At 69.6% G+C, this 18,668-nt stretch carries 11 protein-coding genes; 5 read left to right on the top strand and 6 right to left on the bottom strand.

The genetic code is table 11. From position 1 onward, the window contains the following. Positions 1-43: 43 nt before the first annotated feature. The 5 genes from ACIBJH_RS32345 to fxsT all read left to right on the top strand — a co-directional run bounded on the left by ACIBJH_RS32345 (position 44) and on the right by fxsT (position 9,310). Positions 44-499, top strand: a complete 456-nt coding sequence (locus ACIBJH_RS32345; protein ID WP_399120447.1) for a MaoC family dehydratase — start codon at positions 44-46, stop codon at positions 497-499. Between the two features lie 465 nt (positions 500-964). Then, a complete protein-coding gene (locus ACIBJH_RS32340; RefSeq protein ID WP_399120446.1) occupies positions 965-3,103 on the top strand; it encodes an FxsB family cyclophane-forming radical SAM/SPASM peptide maturase in 2,139 nt (712 codons plus the stop codon). 41 nt (positions 3,104-3,144) lie between these two features. Further along, positions 3,145-3,936, top strand: coding sequence for an aminoglycoside N(3)-acetyltransferase (locus tag ACIBJH_RS32335; RefSeq protein ID WP_399120445.1), 792 nt, complete (start codon positions 3,145-3,147; stop codon positions 3,934-3,936). A gap of 54 nt (positions 3,937-3,990) precedes the next feature. Further along, complete coding sequence (locus ACIBJH_RS32330) at positions 3,991-5,268, top strand: TIR-like protein FxsC (RefSeq protein ID WP_399120444.1); 1,278 nt, start codon at positions 3,991-3,993, stop codon at positions 5,266-5,268. Then, positions 5,255-9,310 (top strand): FxSxx-COOH system tetratricopeptide repeat protein, encoded by a 4,056-nt coding sequence (gene fxsT, locus ACIBJH_RS32325; RefSeq protein WP_399120443.1) that lies wholly within the window; start codon positions 5,255-5,257, stop codon positions 9,308-9,310. The genes ACIBJH_RS32330 and fxsT overlap by 14 nt, the downstream gene beginning before the upstream one ends. Positions 9,311-9,331: 21 nt before the next feature. On the opposite strand, the gene ACIBJH_RS32320 is transcribed toward fxsT, so the two are convergent. The 6 genes from ACIBJH_RS32320 to ACIBJH_RS32295 form a co-directional block, all read right to left on the bottom strand. Continuing rightward, positions 9,332-10,225 carry an alpha/beta fold hydrolase gene (locus tag ACIBJH_RS32320; RefSeq protein ID WP_399120442.1) on the bottom strand — a complete coding sequence of 298 codons (894 nt, stop codon included), beginning with the start codon at positions 10,223-10,225 and terminating at the stop codon, positions 9,332-9,334. Positions 10,226-10,401: 176 nt separating this feature from the next. After that, positions 10,402-11,244 (bottom strand): hypothetical protein, encoded by an 843-nt coding sequence (locus tag ACIBJH_RS32315; RefSeq protein ID WP_399120441.1) that lies wholly within the window; start codon positions 11,242-11,244, stop codon positions 10,402-10,404. Further along, positions 11,244-12,917, bottom strand: a complete 1,674-nt coding sequence (locus tag ACIBJH_RS32310; protein WP_399120440.1) for a PHP domain-containing protein — start codon at positions 12,915-12,917, stop codon at positions 11,244-11,246. The genes ACIBJH_RS32315 and ACIBJH_RS32310 overlap by 1 nt, the downstream gene beginning before the upstream one ends. 27 nt (positions 12,918-12,944) lie before the next feature. Further along, positions 12,945-14,798 (bottom strand): LamG-like jellyroll fold domain-containing protein, encoded by a 1,854-nt coding sequence (locus tag ACIBJH_RS32305; protein WP_399120439.1) that lies wholly within the window; start codon positions 14,796-14,798, stop codon positions 12,945-12,947. Between the two features lie 72 nt (positions 14,799-14,870). Then, positions 14,871-17,801 (bottom strand): glycoside hydrolase family 2 TIM barrel-domain containing protein, encoded by a 2,931-nt coding sequence (locus ACIBJH_RS32300; RefSeq protein WP_399120438.1) that lies wholly within the window; start codon positions 17,799-17,801, stop codon positions 14,871-14,873. Beyond that, complete coding sequence (locus ACIBJH_RS32295; protein WP_399120437.1) at positions 17,801-18,664, bottom strand: carbohydrate ABC transporter permease; 864 nt, start codon at positions 18,662-18,664, stop codon at positions 17,801-17,803. Before ACIBJH_RS32295 ends, ACIBJH_RS32300 begins: the two co-directional genes overlap by 1 nt. Positions 18,665-18,668: the final 4 nt, after the last annotated feature.

Below are 18,668 nucleotides of genomic sequence, written 5' to 3'. Positions count from 1 at the left end.
AGCCCACGGGCAACCCTCAACTCCCTGAAGGAACAGGCTACTTATGAGCATCACCGTCAACGGCCTCGACGAACTCAAGAAGCTCGCGGGCAGCGACCTGGGCACCAGCGAGTGGATCGAGGTCACCCAGGAACGCATCGACACCTTCGCCGACGCGACGGGCGACCACCAGTGGATCCACGTCGACCCGGAGAAGGCCGCGGCGGGCCCCTTCGGCGCACCCATCGCGCACGGCTATCTGACCCTCTCCCTCTTCATCCCGCTCTTCACCGAACTGCTCGACGTCGAGGGAGTGTCCACGAAGGTCAACTACGGCCTGAACAAGGTGCGGTTCCCCGCACCGGTCAAGGTGGGTTCGCGGATCCGGCTCGCCGCGAGGCTCGCCTCGGTGGAGGACGTGCCGGGAGGGGTGCAGATCGCCGTCGACGGGACGATCGAGATCGAGGGCGGGCCGAAGCCGGCGGCGGTTGTGCAGAGTCTTTCGCGGTTCTACGCCTGACGCGGCACGGCGGAGATTGGCCGGTACCGGGTGGCGCGGCGACTTTGCCCGGACGTCGCGCGCATACGAAGGCTATGGTGCGGGAAGAAACTACCCGAGTGGCCGAACGCGCCCACAGCGATAGGCCCGCTGACCTGCGGTAAAGAATCCGCCGTCGGCGTTGGCTAACATGGTGCGCCAGTCCGCGATAGCGTGTTCCCTGAGACTCTCGCCTGTGCGGTGCAGGGGCGGTTTGTTCTGCCGCCTTGCCGCCCTCCTGATCAGGGAATGCCGTGATCATTTCAGCAAGAACCATTTCGCAGCCGACTGTTGTCGCCAACCGTGCTGCGGCCATGACGCAACTTGATGCTCCGCACGACCCGAGGAGTGTCCGAGGGGTACGTCGTGCGCTCTCGTCCACGCACAGTCGAGAGGGTGCCAGGGTCACATTCCAGTCTTCTATTTGATGACAGCGATTCCTCCAGAATGACCAGTCCGCTGGTTCCGCTTCGGCAAATCGTTCTCAAGGTCCACAGCAGGTGCGACCTTGCGTGCGATCACTGTTATGTATACGAGCATGCCGATCAAAGTTGGATTTCCCGCCCCAAAGTGATCTCGGACGAGGTTATTTCGTGGACTGCTCTGCGTCTGGCGGAACACGCGAAAACCCATGCCTTGCCCTCCGTGCAGGTCATCCTGCACGGAGGGGAGCCGCTGCTGGCTGGCCCGGCCCGCCTGCGGCGCATCTGCGAGGAACTGCACACCGCGCTGCACGGGATCGCCGAACTCGATTTACGTATCCACACGAACGGCGTTCAACTCAGCGAGCGCTACCTCGATCTCTTCGCCGAATTCGACGTCCGCGTGGGTATCTCCCTGGACGGCGATCAGGCCGCCAACGATCTGCACCGTCGATTCGCCAACGGCCGCACCAGCTACGACAAGGTACTGGCCGCCGTCGCACTGCTGCGACAGGAGCGCTACCGCCACCTCTACGCGGGCCTCCTGTGCACCATCGACGTACGCAACAGTCCGGTCGCCGCCTACGACGCACTGGCCGCACTGGGTCCCCCGCGCATCGACTTCCTTCTGCCGCACGCCACTTGGGACGACCCGCCGCCGCGCCCCGACGCGGTCCCCACGCCGTACGCCGACTGGCTGATGGCGGTCTACGACCGCTGGGACGCACAGGGGCGCCCCATGCCTGTGCGGTTGTTCGACTCGGTGATCAGCACACTCGGCGGCGGTCCGAGCCTGACCGAGTCCATGGGACTGGAACCCGCCGATGTCGTGGTGATCGAGACCGACGGGACGTTCGAGCAGGCGGACTCGCTGAAGACCGCGTACGACGGCGCGCCGGCCACCGGTGAGGACGTCTTCGACAACACCCTCGACGACGTGGCCGGTCATCCCGGAATCGCCGCCCGGCAGCAGGGGCTGGCGGGACTGAGCGAGCAATGCCGGTCCTGCCCCGTGGTGCGTTCCTGCGGGGGCGGGCTGTTCGCCCACCGGTACCGGGGCGACGGCAGCGGATTCGACAACCCGTCGGTCTTCTGCGCCGATCTCGAAGCGCTGATCCGCTCGATCGACCACCGCACGGGCGCCGGAGCGGACCGGCCGATCGAGGGGTTCGACGCCCTGGCCGACGGCAGCGACGACGGCACGGCGGTGCGGGAGCTGGTGCGGGCGCGACAGGCGGTGACCCGCCAACTGCTCGCCATGGTCGACCGTGAACTGCCGCACGAGGACGACGAGTTGTGGGAGTCCGCCTGGGACCTGGCGCTACGGCTCGGCCGTCGGGACGGTGCGCTGCTGGAGCCCTTCCTGTCCCATCCCTACACCCGGACATGGCTGGTGCGCTGCCTCGACGGCGAAGCTCCGGCCGGCCATCTGGCCTCGCTGGTCGCCGCCGCCGCGCTGCCGGCCGGCGTCGTCGACCGGGTCACGGTGCCCGTCCGCGAAGGCTTCGCCCATCTTGCCGGGGCGGGCCGGCTGCGCACCCAACAGGCCGCGGCGGCAGTGGAGTTGACCGGTGACCGGATCGGCGTCGGCGCACCCGGATGGGAGCACCTGCGACGGCTGCGGGCCGACGGCCTCGACGTGGCACTCGACGACATCGACCCGTACCGCGACTGCTACGACCGGCCCGTCCGGGAGCGGCTGACGGACGAGGAGATCGAGGAGTGGCGTCATCTGCTCCCGCAGGCCTGGGAGTTGATCCGCAAGACGCTGCCGGGGGTGGCCTCCGCAATGGCCGCGGGTGTGCGGGTGGTGACACCACTCGTCGGTGCCGCGGACCCGGACGGTGTCTCCTCCGGAGGCGGATTCGCGGGCCTGGGAGTCGAGTTGAGCAGCGATCCGGTGCGGCTCGCCGTCGATCTGGTGCGCGCCTTCCGCCTCGGTCTCCTGGACGCCGTCCTCGACGTGTGCGACCTGTACGACGAGGCGGACACGCGCACCGGGGTCCTGCTCGCCGACATGTACGCCCGCGTGGCGACCGATGCGCTGCGGCCGACCGCCGAATCGGCCCGGTGGACCGATGCCCGGCTGGAGGAACTCTCGGCGGCCGGTTCGCTCACCGCGCTAGGACGACGGTTCGTCGACGGTATGCGGCGGGGCCGGTGAAAGGGCCCTGGCCGTTACCCGACGGCCTCCAGGCACTCGGTGTGAGACCCGGGGCGACCTTGCTGGTGCACGCGTCGTCGCGCCGGGTCGGCCCGGCCGCCGACGCGCTGCCCGGCGCCCTGCTCGACGCTCTCGGACCGGACGGAACGCTGGTCGTCCCCACGTTCACCGCCGGCAACTCCGACTCCTCGCCCGCGTACCGACAGCGCGTCCGCGGGATGACGGACCGTCAGCGTGCCGACCACGAAAGGGACATGCCGCCGTTCGACCCGGCGCGGACGGCCTCGCAGGGCATGGGGTGGCTGGCGGAGACGGTGCGTCGCAGACCGGACGCGGTGCGCAGCGCGCATCCTCAGACGTCGTTCGCCGCCGTGGGAGCCCGGGCGGCGGAACTGATGGCCGATCACGACGAGGAGTGCCATCTGGGGGAGAACTCGCCCCTGGCCCGGCTGTTCTCGGCCGGTGCCCAGGTGCTGCTGGTCGGCGTCGGCTACGAGGTGTGCAGCGCCTTCCATCTCGCGGAGTACCGGATCGCGGACCCGCCCCGCCGGGAATACCGCTGCGTGGTCCTGCGCGACGGGCGGCGCGCCTGGATCTCGTACAAGGACGTCGACCTGGACGACAGGGACTTCGGCGCGCTGGGCGCGGCGTACGAGGCGCACGACGCGGCACTCGCCTCCCGCGCGCTGCGGCACGGCCGGCTCGGCGACGCCGACGCCCGGTTGCTGCCGTTGAGGGCGGCGGTGGAGTTCGCCGTCGGCTGGCTGTCCGGAAATCGTCCTCGCCCGCATGAGGCGAACCAGTCACAAAACGCTGCCGGATTCCTACACTGAGTCTCCACGCATGGGGGATCGGGGGATCGTGTGGAGCGGATGGAACCATTAGGGGTGGAGAGTGCCGCCCCGTATTTCTTCCTCAGTTACGCCCACTCGCCCCGAGACGACTTCGACGAGCCCGACCCGGACATGTGGGTCCACCGGTTCTTCCGTGATCTGCGCGGCCACATACGGGAGATGGCGGACACGGACGGCGGTCCCGCTGGGTTCATGGACCGTTCCATGCGGGCCGGGGAGATCTGGACGGAGGAGCTCGAAGACTCGCTCGCCGGCTGCAGAGTGTTCGTACCGCTGTACTCGCCCCGCTACTTCCGCAGTTCCTGGTGCGGCCGGGAATGGACCGCTTTCGGCCGCCGCGCCGCGCGCCGCCGCACCGGCGAGCGCACCACGGCGCCCAGCGCGGTGGTGCCGGCCCTGTGGACGCCCGTCCCCAGCCACCGACTGCCGGACAGCGTAAGGGACTTGCAGTACACGCATCCCGAACTGGGCGACCGCTACCGCGAGTACGGGCTGTACGGACTCATCAAGGTCAGTTCGTTCCGCGGCGCCTATCAGAAGGCGGTGATGGAACTCGCCCAGCGCATCGTCAAGGTCGGCGAGGACATCGTCGTGGAGCGTGGCGGTGACACACCTCTGAGGCACCTGCCGAACGCCTTCGAGCCGCTGGACACCCGGCGGACCCTGCGGATCACCGTCGCCGCGCATTCGGTGGACCGAGTCCCGGACGGGCGCACGCCCTCCTACTACGGCCGCTCGCCGCTGCACTGGAATCCCTACCACCCGGAGTCCGCCAAACCGCTCGCGAGCGTCGCCGCCGAGATCGCCGAGCGCCTGGACTACCGGCCCGACGTCAGGGCCTTCGACCCCGGCACGACCGCCGAGGCGGGACCGCCCGACGGACCGGAGGTGATGCTGCTCGACCGCTGGACGCTGCGCGATCCCGAACACCGGGCGGGACTGGCCGAGTTCGACAGGAGCCACCGGCCGGCGACCGCGCTCGTCGTCCCGTGGAACCGCGACGATCCCGACAGCGAGGCGGCGGAGGAAGAACTGTCGGCGGCGACGGAGGCGGTCCTGCCGCAGAAGATGAACCAGGGGCGCCAGGCGTGCAGACCCGCCGTCCGGGGCATTCCCGACCACGAGTCCTGTGGCGTGCTGCTGCCGCACGTCGTGCAGTGGGCCGCGGTCCAGTACCTCAAACAGAACCCGGGACCTTCATTGCCCGGCCCCACCGTCCCGCGCTTCCGGCTGAGCATCTCGGGAGACCAGGACGGTCGACGGCGGGGGCCCCGCCCGTATGCCGAGGAGGACGACGATGAGCAGCCCTGAGGAAAATGACGGCCGCGAGGGCCGGATCGTGACGTTCTACTCGTACAAGGGCGGCACCGGCCGGACGATGACGCTCGCCAACGCCGCCTGGATCCTGGCCGCCAACGGCAAACGGGTCCTGGCCGTCGACTGGGACCTGGAGGCGCCCGGCCTGCACCGCTTCTTCCACCCGTTCCTCGACCCGGCGACCATCGGCGCCACCACCGGTGTCATCGAACTCCTCTCGGACTACGCCTGGGCGGCCGCGGCCGACGCCGCCGAGAACGAGTCCCGCCCGCCGGACTGGTACCTCGACTACGCCCGCATCCAGCGCCACGCCGTTTCCCTGGAATGGACCTTCCCCGGCCAGGGCACCCTGGACCTGGTCACCGCGGGACGGCAGAACCGCGACTACTCCGCGATCGTGAGCACCTTCGACTGGGACAACTTCTACGACCACCTCGGCGGCGGAGTGTTCTTCGACGCGTTACGCGACGACATGCGGCGCAACTACGACTACGTCCTCATCGACAGCCGCACCGGCCTGTCCGACATCGCGGACATCTGCACCGCCCATCTCCCCGACGTCCTCGTCGACTGCTTCACACTCAGCGATCAGAGCATCGACGGCGCCTCGGCGGTCGCTCATCACATCGACCGCCGTTTCGCCACCCGCGCCATCCGGATCCTGCCGGTCCCCATGCGCATCGACGAGGGCGAGAAGGAGAAGGCCGAGGCCGGACGCTCCCTGGCCCGGGCCAAGTTCGACGGGTTCCCCTCGGGCATGACCGAGACCGAACGCACCAGCTACTGGGGGTCGGTGGAGATCCCGTACCGCGTCTACTACGCCTACGAGGAGACCCTCGCCACGTTCGGCGACGAGATCGGCAACCCCACCTCGCTGCTCTCGGCCTTCGAGCGGCTCACCGGTGTCATCAGCGGCCAGACCGTCACCGCGCTGCCGCGCATCGACGAACAGGTGCGCCAGCGCTACAAGAGCGCCTTCACCCGCAGCCGCGCGGTCCTCCCCGCCGATCTCCACCTCAGCTATGTCGCGGAGGACCGGATGTGGGCGGACTGGATCGGCTCGCTGCTGGCCCGCGCCGGTTTCCGCGTGGTCCTCAAGTACGTCGGCTCCGAGGGCGACGGTGCGGAGAAGCCGGCCGACCGAACCGTCGTCGTACTGTCCCAGGCCTATCAGCGTTCCGCGCGCGCCCGGCAGGTGTGGGAGACCGCGACCGGTGGCGACCCGTCGAGGCGTCGTGAGGTGACGGCGGTCCGGGTCGGCGACATCCGGCTGACACCGTCGTTCAGCGAGTGGGAGTCCGTCGACCTGGTGCGGCTGGACGAGCCGCGTGCCGCTTCCGTGCTGCTGCGCGCCCTCGGCAAGCCCTCGCTGCCCGTCGAGCAGTCCGCCGACGGCATCGCCCCGGAGGCACGATTCCCGGGAACCGCCCCGAAGTTCTGGAACGTCTCGCCGCGCAACGCCTCCTTCACCGGACGCAGCGCCCTGCTGGAGCATCTCCGCGACGGCCTCGTCACCAGCACCGCCGGAGGCTCCCCGGCGCCCTACGCCCTGTACGGGCTGGGCGGCGTCGGCAAGACCCAGATCGCGCTGGAGTACGTCCACCGTTTCGCCGCCGACTACGACCTGGTGTGGTGGATCCCCTCGGAGCAGAGCGAGTTCGTGATCTCGTCGCTGCAGGACCTCGCCGGCCGGCTGAACCTGAGGGTCGGCGAGGACGCGGCACAGGCCGCACAGGAGGCACGCGAGCACCTGCGCCAGTCGACCTCCGCGCTGCACTGGCTGCTGGTGTTCGACAACGCCGACGAGCCGGAGGAGGTCAGGCGGTACTTCCCGGGCGGCAACGGCCACATCCTGGTGACCTCCCGCAACCAGACCTGGCTGCAGTTCGGCGAGGCCCTGGAGGTCGACCCCTTCCTGCGCGAGGAGAGCGTCGAGCACCTGCTGCGCAGGGCCGCCGACCTCAGCGTCGCGGAGGCCGACCGGGTCGCTGAGGCCGTCGGCGACCTCCCGCTGGCCCTGGACCAGGCGGGCGCCTGGCTGGCCGAGACCGGCACCCCGGTGGACACCTACCTGATGGAACTGGAACAGCAGGCCGAACAGGTGCTGTCCTTCAGCCACCCCGCCAACTACCCCCAACCGGTGGCCGCCACCTGGAACGTCTCCATCGAGCGCCTCAAGGAGCGCTCGCCCGCCGCCGTACGCCTGCTCCAGCTGTGTGCCTTCTTCGCCGCGGAACCGATATCCCTGAACCTGCTCTACGGCAACGAGATGATCAAGGTCCTCGCGCAGGAGGACCCCACGCTGCAGGAGAAGATGGTCCTGGGCCGGGTGATCCGCGAGATCGGCCGGTTCGCGCTCGCCAAGGTGGACCGGGCCACCAAGTCGATCCAGGTGCACCGGCTGGTGCAGGCGGTGATCCGCTCCCAGCTCTCGCGGGAGGAGCAGGAGAGCGCCCAGCACGTGGTGCACCGCATCCTGGCGGGCGCCAGGCCCGCGGGCGAGGAGCCCATCGACGAGCCCGAGAACAACGCCGTCTTCGCCGCGATCTGGCCCCACTTGGAGGCCTCCGAGGCCAGTACCTGCGACGAACCGGCGACCCGGCAGCTCCTCATCGACCGACTGCGCTATCTGTGGAAGCGCGGCGATCTCAACTCAGCCCTCGCCTTCGGTACGGAGCTGCGGTCGTCCTGGGAACACCAACTCGCCGCGCGGCGCGAGGGGATCGCCGAGCTGGAGAAGCGGATCGCCGCGGACAAGGAGCGCACCGGCAGCGCGGACCCCGCGGATCTGGAGCTGCGGGAGGCGGAGGAACGCTATGTGCGGGACCTCGACATCCAGATCCTGCATCTGCGCTTCCACATCGCGAACCCGCTCCGCTCGCTGGGGAAGTACGTGGAGGCGGAGAAACTGGGGTCGGACACGCTGGCCCGCCAGCGTCGCATACTGTCCCCGGATCATCCGCACATCTTCATGACGGCGAGCGGTCTCGCCACCGACCTCGGCAGCGTCGGCCGTTTCTCCGAGGCCCTGGAGCTGGCCACCGAGGCGTACAACGGCTTCAAGGAGTACTTCGACGAGGACCACCAGCGGACCCTCAACGCCAACAACAACCGCGCCGTCTGCCTGCGGCAGCTGGGCCGCTACACCGAGGCCCGCGACATCGACCAGGAGATCTACGACCGACGGCGCAACGACCTGGGGGCGGAGCACGAGCAGACCTTGGGCAGCGCCGTCAACCTGGGGCGCGACCTGCGCGAGGTGGGCGACTACAACGGCTCGCTCACCCTGCTGCGGAGCAGCTACGAGATCTACCGGCGGCGCTTCGGCGACACCTACCCCGACACCCTGCGCGCCGCCAAGAGCCTCGCCGTCTCGCTGCGCAAGGCCGGTCAGGTCGCGGAGGCCAGCCACATCACTCTCCAGACCCGCGAGCACTACCGGGCCCGCGAGATCCCCACGTCCACCCCCGACGTGCTGGACTGCACCCTCAACTACGCCACCGACCTCTACGCCACCAACGCGCGGGACGAGGCCGTGGCACTGGCGCTGGAGATCGTGCCGCAGTACCGGATAGCGCCGGGGCTGCGTCATCCCGCGACCCTCGCGGCGGTCAACAACCTCGGTATCTTCCTGCGCGGTTCGGGCGAGGTGGGCAGGGCCCGGGAGCTGCTGGAGGAGAACCTCGCCGTCCTGCGCGAGGTGCTGGGCGAGCAGCATCCCTACAGCCTGTCCGGTGCCGTGAACCTCGCCAATGTGCTGGCCGAGCAGGGGGAACTGCTCATGACCGAGCAACTGGAGCGCACGGCCATAGCCGGCTTCCAGCGCAGCCTCGGCCCGAGCCATCCGGACACCGTCGTCTCACGCGCCAATCTGTCCGTCACGCTGCGGGCCCTGAAGCGGCTGCCGGAGGCCGACGAGTTGCAGGGGGGTGCCGTGGAGGAACTGTCCCGGCGGCTCGGTGAGGAGCATCCGCACACCGTGAGTGTCAGCGGCGGCAAGCGGGTCCACCGGGACCTGGAGCCGCTGCCCGTGTGAGCGGTACGCGGTGACGGCCGGTCAGCAGCGCTCGGCCGTCAGCGCGGGCCTGCCGCCCAGTAGCCAGGTGACGATGTCCGGCAGCACGCGCAGCGACGCGAAGTGCGCGGCGGTGGGCTGGAGGATGGCGATCACACTGGGAATGTGCTCGGCGAGCCAGCGCGAGTGGCTGGCGGGGGAGAACGCGTCCTGCTCTCCGTGCCAGAGCAGCACCGGTACGGAGATGTCGTCCGGGGAGAACCCCCAGGGGCTGCAGAACGACAGGGCGTCGTCCACCCAGCCGTCGGCCGACACCCGCAGCGCCTCACGGTAGTTGCGGACCAGCATCGCGCGGATGCCCGCGTCGGCGATCACCCGGAGATCGGACTCGGTCAGCTCCCGGCGCAGCTGGGCCAGCAGTTGTACGGGATCGGCGCGGATGGCGATCGAGCGTCTGCGCAGGCTGGCGGCGAGCCGGTCGGGGCCGGCCAGCGCCTTGGTGTACTCGTTGACGTTCGACGCGGCCATTCCGGCGAACCAGTCAAGCCCGACGGCGTCACGCGGAGCCAGCCCGACGAGTACCGCGACCCGGGTGACCCGGTCCGGCAGGAGTGCGGCACAGGCCAGCGCGTGCGGGCCGCCGCCGGAACGGCCCACCACGGCGAAACGCTCCAGCCCCACCGCGTCGGCGATGGCGGCCACATCGGCGGCGACGTGCGCGACCGGGCGGCCGGGGAGGCGGTCCGAGGGGCCGTAGCCGGGGCGGTCGTAGGTGATCAGCATGACTCGTTGGTGGTAGAGCATCATCGGGCGGGGCGCCGGCCCGAGTCTGCTGCCGGGTGTGCCGTGCAGGAGGAACACCGGTGACCCGCCCGGATCGCCGGTGATCTCGACGGCTAATCGCCGACCGTCCCCCGTCCGCACCTCTTTCCACATGCGCGGCCTCCCCTCATGACCCGGTCGCGGTGGTGTGCCTGGTGATTGTGCAGCGGTCAGTTCCCATGGTGTACCACATCATCCCGGTGTGCGTGTGTTTCTGACACCCGCCCGCCCGGGAACGGCACAGCCGGCGGTGGGCCGAAGCCCGCCGCCGGCTGTCCAGAACTCCCGGTCTACTGCTGCTTGTACGAGTACACGCTGGTCGACACCACGCACACGCCCGGCTGGACCACCTCGGCCCGCAACGTCCCGCTGTTCACGTCGTAGTCGACGCCCTCGGCCTCGAACGTGCCCGTGCAGATGCTGCGTTGGGGCAGCGCGAACAGGCTCGTCACCGTACCGGTGATCGGCTGGCCGTCCAGCTTGTGCGGCAGGTCGACCTGGAGGAGCGGGCGGATCTCGGGGAACTTGGTCCCCGACGCGTCGTCCGAGACGCACACCAGGCGGGTGTCCGTCACGAAGTCGCAACCCTGGATGTCGTTCACCGTCTTGTCCAGGGTGATCTGCCCGGCCTGCGGCAGCGTGCCGCCCGTCGCCGGAGTGGACGGGTTGAGCAGGGGAGTGGGGAAGACCTGGAGTCTGGACTGGTCGCCCCACTCGCCCGACACCATCCACTGCGTGTCCGGCGAGATCGCGTCGAACGAGTTGTTGATCTTCTCGCCCGAGTCGAGCGGATGGACGTACGTGTAGCGCGTCCCGGACGGCGTGGTGACCGCGAACATCTTCGACGTGCCCGTGTCGGCGGCCTGGTAGGCGTCGAAGACATAGCCGTTCGCGATGTCCGGGTCGCCGATGTGGTTCCAGCCCTGGGCGCGCAGGTCCAGCGGGATGGACGCCAGTCCGCGGTACAGCAGTGAGCCGTCCGCACGGGACGCGACGCCCTCGCCGCCGCCGAGGCTGTCGGTGTAGGCCGTGCCGGTCTCCGCCCAGGTGGTCGCGGCGGCGGCCGAGGAGATGCTCACGCCGAGCGTGAAAGCACCCAATAAGGCGGCGAGGACAGTGAGTTGACGCTTCATCAGTTACCTGCCAGGTCGACGAAGATGGGGTTCGAATAGAACCATGTGTCGGCCCACGGGTCACCGTTTCCGGGCTCGTGGGGGATCGGGCCGTGCGGATCGACCGAGGCGCCCAGGTAGCCCGCGCCGTGCCGCTCGCCGTCGCTGCCGCGCAGCCGCAGGTAGAAGGACTCGCCCCCGGCGGTCACCGGGATGCGCAGGGTGTACGTCCCCTTGCGGCCGCTCACGTCGGCCGTACGGACCACCTTCGTGTCCGGCGCCCGCCACGCGTCCCGGTCGGCCACCGCACCGCGCACCGCGCCCCGGATCACGTCCACGTGCGCCAACTCCGGCAGGATTCCCTGGGCGTTGGGCCGCGAGGCCGTCGTCACGGTGACGCTCAGCGTGAGCCGGTCGCCCTTGCGGACCCGCAGCCGGCCGCCCAGCGTGACACCCCGACCGGAGTCGCAGTCCCGCTTCAGACGCACGTCGAGCCCGTCCAGCAGGTGCCCGTGGTCGACCCAGACGCGGCCCGCGCGCATCCCCGCCATCACCGCGCCGTAGCCGTAACGCGTCACGCCGACATGCGTGCGGCTGAACTCGCCCGGCCAGAAGTCGCTGCCGGGCTGCGGGGTACCGGTGTCCACCGGGTCGGGCAGCTTCCCGGTGTTGTCGAAGTTCTGCCCCTCGGGCCAGGCACCGTTGGCCCAAGTGTCGTGGACCGTACGGTGGTTGTCGGAGTTCGTGGTGATCGAGAACAGCCGGCCCTCGGCCAGCATCGAGTCCCACAGCCCGCCGACGGTCGCCGTCGCCCAGTCGAAACCGCCGTACGTCACATACGCGTCCGCCGGATACCCCGCCCAGGACTGCGCCGACGGCTTGTTCTCGTACTCGCCGCGGATCGACGTCGCACCCCGCCAGCCGGGCAGGGCCGCGCCCTGCGCGCCCGGTGCACCCTCCATGCCGATCATGATCTCGGGGGCCGCGTCCCGCCAGGCCCGCATCTCGTGCGGGGAGTCGATGCCCAGGCGCAGCGGATGGTTGGCGAGGACGAGGACGTCGTCGACGTAGCCCGAACGGCGCTGCTCCGCCAGCCACTTGATGGCCTTGACGGCGTGGGCCTCGTTGCGCGCGGTGTCCGTCGCCCCGGCCGAGCCCTCGGTGTAGCCCAGCAGCTTGCCGTCGTAGGCGAGTTCGAACTGGGTGAGCAGATCCACCTCGTGGCGGCCGGGCGCGGCGAAGATCGTGCAGTGCTCGGCGGCCGGGATGTACCACTCCAGGCCCTGGAAGATCAGCTGGCGCGGGTTCTCGGCGCGCGCCTTGAGGATCTCGGCGTGCTCCAACTTCGCGCCGTAGTTGGCGTGTCCGAAGTTGGAGTGCTCGTTGAACACCATCCAGTCGAGGCCGTACTGCGCGGCGGCCTTCGCCTGCTGGGAGAACGTGTACTTGGCGTCGTGGCTGTACACGGAGTGCACGTGGTGGTCGCCGACGAGGTAGGCGAGGCGCGGGTCGTTGCCGCCGTAGCCCCGCCCGGCCGCCGCCGCGGGCGTGGCGAGCGGGCCCGCACCGAGGGTGAACGCGGCGCCGAACAGGCCCGCGCGGCGCAGGAGTTGACGGCGGGAGACGCCCTGCGCGTCGAGGGCGGCGGGGGAGACGGACGGGTCGGCCCAGATGGGCAGCTGCTGCTCGGTCATGATGTTCGGGAGTCCTCTGGAGGGCTGTCAGTGGGTCATGAAGGAGGTCACGGGCAGCGCCCGGGAGACGATCCGGACGTCGCCGAGGCGGCCGTGCAGGATCTGGTCGATCTTGTCCGCGTACTCGTATCCGCCGAGCAGCCACGGCTGTCCGGAGGACGCGATGCCGATCGCGGGGGCGTGCGGGTTGCGGGCCACCGGGCAGCCCTGGACGTACATGGTGGTGTGCCGTCCGTCGTTGACGACGGCGAGGTGCCACCAGATCTCGGGGTCGGTCTCGTCACCCCAGTTGGTGGCCAACTGCTGCTGGTTCAGGGGGTGTACGGCCCACTGCGGGCCCGGCCCGTCGGACAGCGACAGGGTCGCGAGCGGCTCGTCGGGGTCGTCCGTCACCGTGCCGACCGAGCCGTTGCGGCCCGTGCGACTGACCAGACCGGCCCAGGCGTTGTGCGAGGCGTTCCAGTCGGCGGGCAGCCAGTAGAACGCCTCGATGGTGTAACCGTCCCTGAATGTCGCCGAGTTGAGCGGCGCACCGTCCACGGTCCGCAGGTACGCGCCCTTCAGCGGGGACTTGTAGCCCGTGAACTCCAGGCTGCCGTGGCCCGGTTGGTCCGGGTGGTGGTCGGCCGACCAGCCGAGGGTGCCGCCGTTCACGGAGACCACGGTGAGGTCGTTGCCGCGGCCGGACAGGTCACGGACGGTGCCGGAGCCGGACACCGGGGACTCGAAGCGCCAGTAGGCGGCCGTGCCCGGGATCAGCATCTTGGAAGCGGGGCGCGCCGCGCGGACCGGCACCGGGTCGAAGCCCGCGAAGCGGTCCGCGAAGTCGATGCCGACGGAGAACCGGTCGGCGTCGCCGCTGAGTTCGATCTCCTGCCGCTCCAGCGCGTTGAGACCCTTCGCGGCCCGGCCCAGGATCCACGGCGACACCGTCTCCACGTCGATGACGTCGCGGTCCAGGTCGAAGTGGTAGAGGCGGATCATCGCTGCGCCGCCGAAGTAGCGGTTCTGATAGTTCGTCAGGTGGAGGTGGACGTCATTGCCGGCCGCGTTCTTGCGGGTCGCCCGGCGCGCGGGCCAGTAGTGGCCGTTGAGGGTCAGGAAGATCTGGTCGTGGTCCGCGACGAGCTGGTCCCACAGCTGCTGCCCGTAGTCCGACAACGTGTCGTCGTCCACGACCAGTTCGTGCGTGGTGAGGATCACCGGAGTCTTCGGGTGCTGCGCGATGACGTCCCTCGCCCACGCGTAGCCCTTCGCCGAGAGCCGCCAGTCCAGCGCCAGCACGAGCCACTCCCGCCCGGCCGCCCTGAACACGTGGTACGTGTTGTAGCCGTCCGAAGAGGCCCCGCCGAACGTGGACTTGTTCTTGAACCGCTGCGGGCCGAACGCGTCCAGGTAGGGCGACGCCCCGCGCTGGTCGTCCGTCGACGACTTGATGTCGTGATTGCCCGCCAGCACGCTGTAGCCGACACCCCGCCGGTCCAGCAGCTTGAACGCCTCCCCGATCGCGGCGAATTCGGGCACGGCCCCGTTCTGCGTCAGGTCACCCAGGTGGGACAGGAAGACGATGTTGTCGTCCCTGCCGTGCTCCAGGAGATAGCGCAGCGAGGCCTCGATCGGCGCCTTGTCGATGCTCGGCCCGTCGAAGAGGTACTGGGTGTCCGGCATCACGGCGAGCGTGAAGCGCCGGCTCTCGGTGTCAGGCCGCCAACTGACCTTCGTGGAGGTCGAGTTCGGTGCCGCCTCGGCGACACCCGGCAGTGCGACACCGGCCGTGGCGGCGGCACCGAGCAGCGCGGTGGCCCGTAGGAAGTTGCGGCGCCCGGCACCGGCCTGGGCGCTCTCGCACTGCTCGTGCTCATGGTCATGCGAAGTACACACGTGTGCTCCGTACAGGGTGAGTGCTCGTGAAAGCTGCTGAGAACTGGGGAGTGCTGCTGAGAACTGGGGAGTTCAGAGAACGCGCAGGGTCCAGCTCCAGCGATGGACACCCGGTGCGACGAGGTACTGCGGTGTGGTGTCGGGGCCGCACGAAGCCGTGCCCAACCCCCGGTGCGCCGCGTCGAGTTGCACCACGCAGGACGCACGCGGCACCAGCTCGTCGTGATGCCGTACGGCGGTCAGATCCTCGGCGCGATGGCGGGTCACCGAGACCTGGCGGGGCTCGTCGAGGTCGACCGTGAGACCGGTGGCGTCCGGTGCCGACAGCGTGAACCGCCGTACTCCGTTGCGGCCGCCGCTCTCCTGCGGGCGCAGATACGGGGTGAACAACTCGTCGACGGGGACCGAGTGGTGGCCCACGGGCGCGCCCGTGCTGCGGTCGGGGTACGACTCCCAGGGACCCCGGCCGAACCACTCCAGCAGATCGAGACCCGGCACCGTCTCGAACACGGTGCCCACCCGGGCCACGTCGTCGAACTCCTCGGGCAGTTCGGCCGATTCCTCGACCCGGACCCCGCCCGCGACCGGCGTGAACACCTGACAGTGCCGGACCACCCCCGTGGCCCCCGCGTACTCGGCGACCGTAGTCACCCGCTCGCCGTCCCGCCGCACGGAGACAACCTTGCGGACCAGCGAGTCCAGCCCCCAGGCCCGCCAGCGCGCCGCCATCCCGCCCAACTCGTCGTTGTCGGTGGGCGCCCGCCACAGCGACAGGGTCGGCGAAACCGTCAGTAGCGGGTGGATCAGCAGACCCTCGCCGTCGACCTCGATCCGACCACCGCCCGCGGCATGGCCGGTCACGGGCTCCGCCGCCCGCAGCAGCACCTGGGGCGCGCACACCTCCGTGCCGCGCGGCGCCCACGCCTGATCCTCGGCCGTGGTCACCCGCAGCGTCAGCCAGGCCTCGCCGCCGTCCTCCGGCAGCCCGAACGGCAGCGGTACGGTCACCGTCTCACCCGGGCACAGGGCGGGCAGCTGTGCCGGAGCGGTCAGCGTACGACCGTCCGCGAGCGCCAACTCCCAAGTACCGGCGAGCCATTCGAGGCCCCGGAAATGCTGGTGGTTGCCGAGGACGATGCCCTCGTGCCGGAAGCACTCGATGCGCACCGGCGCCGCGATCTCCCGGTGCTCGAACATCACCGGCTTGGGCGTGCGGTCGGGAAACACCACGCCGTCCGCGATGAACGCGCCGTCGTGGATCGCCTCGCCGAAGTCACCGCCGTACGCCCAGCGTTGACCGGGCGCGGCGACACCGTTGTCATAGAGTCCGGCGCCCGCGCGGCCGGTGGGTCTTCCATCGCTCACACGCTGCAGGATTCCGTGGTCCCAGAACTCCCAGATGAAGCCGCCCTGAAGACCCGGGGTTGACTCGATGGCAGCCCAGTGGTCCGCGAGGGTCCCGTTGCTGTTGCCCATCGCGTGCGAGTACTCGCACTGGATCAACGGCTTCGTCTGCTCACCGGACAGCGCGTGCGCGACACAGTCCTCCAGCGGCGCGTACATCGGACACGCGATGTCGGAGGCGAGATCCGGATCGGCCCAGCCGCGCTTGGCCGCACCCTCGTATTGGACCGGTCTAGTCGGGTCGTGGCGCCGGACCCAGCCGGCCGCCGCGTCGTGGTTGGCGCCGTAGTCGGACTCGTTGCCGAGCGACCAGACGATGATCGACGGGTGGTTCTTGTCCCGCAGCACCATCCGCGACACCCGGTCCACGAACGCGTTCAGATAGCGCGGGTCGTCCGCGATCTCGTGCGCGTGGTCGTGCGACTCGATGTCCGCCTCGTCGACGACATACAACCCGAGTTCGTCGGCGAGGTCGTACAACGCCGGGTCGTTCGGATAGTGCGAGGTGCGCACCGCGTTGAACCCGAACCGCTTCAGCAGCACCAGATCCGCGCGCATGTCGTCGTACGACACCGTCCGGCCGGTCAGCGGATGGAAGTCGTGCCGGTTGACACCCCGGATGAACACCCGCTCACCGTTGACGAGCAGATCCCGCCCGACGATCTCCACGTCACGGAACCCGATGCGCCGGTACGAGGTGTCGGCGACCGTTCCGTCGGCCCGGTGCAGCCGGACGGTGAGGCCGTACAACTCGGGCGTCTCGGCGTTCCAGGTGCGCACCTCGGGGACGGTGGCCCTCATCCGGGCCTCGCCGAGAAAGTCGGAGACCCGGTCGTCCTCGGCGTTGGACCGGTCGAACTCCGCGTCCTGGGCGAGGAGCCGACCGTCGAGGTCGCCGCTGACCCACCACCCGGCGGGCAGCGCGCCGCCCGCGTCCCGCACCTGGCAGTCGACCTGCAGCTCACCGTCGTAGCGCGCCCGCACGGTCACATCCGCGAGATACAGCGGGTCGGTCGCGTACAGCAGCACCGACCGGGTGATACCCCCGTGCCACCACTGGTCCTGGTCCTCGATGTGTGAGGCGTCCGACCACTTGACCACGGTCAGCCGTACGGTGGCCCGCTCGCCGGGACGTACGACGGCGGAGAGGTCGAAGTCGGCGGCGAGATGGGAGTCCTTGGAGATGCCGACGGGCCGCCCGTCGACGTGCACGAGCAGCACGCTCTCGGCGGCCCCGACCTGGAGCACGATCCGCCGGCCGGTCCACTCGGCGGGGACGTCGATCTCCCGCTCGTAGACACCCGTCGGATTGTCCGCGGGCGACAGTGGAGGGAATTCCGCATACGGCATACGGACGTTCGTGTACTGCGGAAGGTCGTCGCCGCCGGCGGACTGCATGGTCCATACACCTGGCACGTATGCCATGGACCATACGACGTCGGCCGGCGGTGCGTCCGGCGCCGGCAGCAACTGGAAACGCCACTCCCCGTCGAGGGAGACCGCATCCGGTCGACGGTCGACGGCGGACATGGGCAACCGCCCCCAGGAGGTCACCTCGGGTGACTCCCAGGGGCGGAGCGCGAGGAGCGGGTCGGTCATCAGCGGATGGCTCCCTTGCCGAGGTCGCCGATGATCTGCTTGGCGCCGACCGCGAACACGATCAGCAGGGGGACGAGGGCCAGGAGCGCGCCGGTCATGACCATTCCGTAGTCGGTGGTGCCGTGGGTACCGTTGAGCTGGGACAGCGCCACCTGGAGGGTGACGTTGTTGGGGTTGGTGAGGGCGATCAGGGGCCAGGCGTAGTCGTTCCACTGGCCCATGAAGGTGAAGATGCCGAGGAAGGCGAGGCCCGGGCGGACCACCGGGAGGGCCACGTGCCAGTACTGGCGCAGGAAGCTCGCGCCGTCGATGCGGGAGGCGTCGAGGAGTTCGTCGTGGATCGCGCTCTTCATGTACTGGCGCATCCAGAAGATGCCGAACGCGTTGGCCGCCGCCGGCACGATCAGTGCCGTCATCGAGCCGATCCAGCCGAGCTTCGCCATGATCACGAACTGCGGGATGGCCGCGAGCTGCGCGGGCACCATGAAGATGGCCATCAGGAGGGCGAACAGCACGTTCTTGCCCGGGAAGTGGAACTTGGCGAAGACGAACGCGGCCAGCGAGTCGAAGAACAGGACCAGGAAGGTCACCGACCCCGCCACGAGTACCGAGTTGAACATCGAGCCGAAGAAGTCGATGTTGTCGAAGAGGCTGCGGACGTTCTCCAGGAAGTGCGAGCCCGGCAGCAGCTTCGGCGGGTAGGAGAAGATCTCCGACGAGGTGTGCGTCGACATGATCACGGCCCAGTAGAACGGGAAGGCCGAGAGCAACACGCCCAGGATCAGGGAGACATGGAGGGCGATGCCGCGGCTCCGGTCGCCCCGGATGCCCTTCGGTCGCCGTGTGCCTTGGAGGAATGCCATGGTG

This window comes from Streptomyces sp. NPDC050548 (assembly GCF_044457385.1).
Taxonomy (GTDB): Bacteria; Actinomycetota; Actinomycetes; order Streptomycetales; family Streptomycetaceae; genus Streptomyces.
The sequence above is the reverse complement of the archived record's forward strand: the minus strand, read 5'-3'. Positions and strand labels throughout refer to the sequence as shown.

What these genes read in the sequence shown, in the direction of transcription:
- ACIBJH_RS32295 (WP_399120437.1), bottom strand. Translation starts at nt 18,664, where the DNA reads ATGGCATTCCTCCAAGGCACACGGCGACCGAAGGGCATCCGGGGCGAC.
- ACIBJH_RS32315 (WP_399120441.1), bottom strand. Translation starts at nt 11,244, where the DNA reads ATGAAGCGTCAACTCACTGTCCTCGCCGCCTTATTGGGTGCTTTCACG.
- ACIBJH_RS32340 (WP_399120446.1), top strand. Translation starts at nt 965, where the DNA reads ATGACCAGTCCGCTGGTTCCGCTTCGGCAAATCGTTCTCAAGGTCCAC.
- ACIBJH_RS32345 (WP_399120447.1), top strand. Translation starts at nt 44, where the DNA reads ATGAGCATCACCGTCAACGGCCTCGACGAACTCAAGAAGCTCGCGGGC.
- ACIBJH_RS32300 (WP_399120438.1), bottom strand. Translation starts at nt 17,801, where the DNA reads ATGACCGACCCGCTCCTCGCGCTCCGCCCCTGGGAGTCACCCGAGGTG.
- ACIBJH_RS32310 (WP_399120440.1), bottom strand. Translation starts at nt 12,917, where the DNA reads ATGACCGAGCAGCAGCTGCCCATCTGGGCCGACCCGTCCGTCTCCCCC.
- fxsT (WP_399120443.1), top strand. Translation starts at nt 5,255, where the DNA reads ATGAGCAGCCCTGAGGAAAATGACGGCCGCGAGGGCCGGATCGTGACG.
- ACIBJH_RS32320 (WP_399120442.1), bottom strand. Translation starts at nt 10,225, where the DNA reads ATGTGGAAAGAGGTGCGGACGGGGGACGGTCGGCGATTAGCCGTCGAG.